This window comes from Neobacillus paridis (assembly GCF_016765675.1).
GTDB lineage: Bacteria > Bacillota > Bacilli > Bacillales > Cytobacillaceae > Neobacillus > Neobacillus paridis.
The window spans coordinates 1-522 of record NZ_JAESWB010000328.1 but is presented as its reverse complement, the minus strand read 5'-3'; the positions used below and the strand labels follow the sequence as shown (position 1 = coordinate 522).

Annotated in this window: 1 protein-coding gene; it reads left to right on the top strand. The window is 53.6% G+C overall.

What is annotated here, in order from left to right; translation table 11 throughout:
• Positions 1-42: 42 nt before the first annotated feature.
• On the top strand, positions 43-522 hold a 480-nt coding region (locus JK635_RS19715), incomplete at its 3' end, for a glycosyl hydrolase (protein ID WP_306792977.1).

The following is a 522-nucleotide window of genomic DNA, read 5'->3' as shown; positions in this document are numbered from 1 at the left end:
GCTGATAGCACGTGAACTGGGAGAAACAGACTGCAGCAGGAGTTGGGGGCTTACATTGCGAAAAATCTGAGGCCGTGGTTTGAGGGGATCGACCCCAGCGATCCAGGCTATGCTGGCAGCCCAACCAAGGAAAACATCCTGTACGACACCGCCAACAACGGCATCATTACCCAGCGCGCCTTCAAGGATCAATCACAGGATTACTACAATGCCTGGTACGTTGACCACATGTTTCATTATGGCTATTACATCTATGCGTCCGCGGTACTGGCGACGATCGATCCGAACTGGCTGGCACAAAACAAGGAAAGAGTTAACTTGCTGGCGCGCGATATTGCCAACCCGAGCCTGGAAGACAAGCACTTCCCGCTGATGCGCACCTACGACTGGTTCAGAATGCAGAACTTTGCCGACGCCGGGCCGGATTCGAATGGGCCCAATACTGAATCATCGAGCGAGTCCATCAATGCCAACTATGCGCTTGCCTTGTGGGGTGCTGTGATTGGCGACAGTTCCTATCAG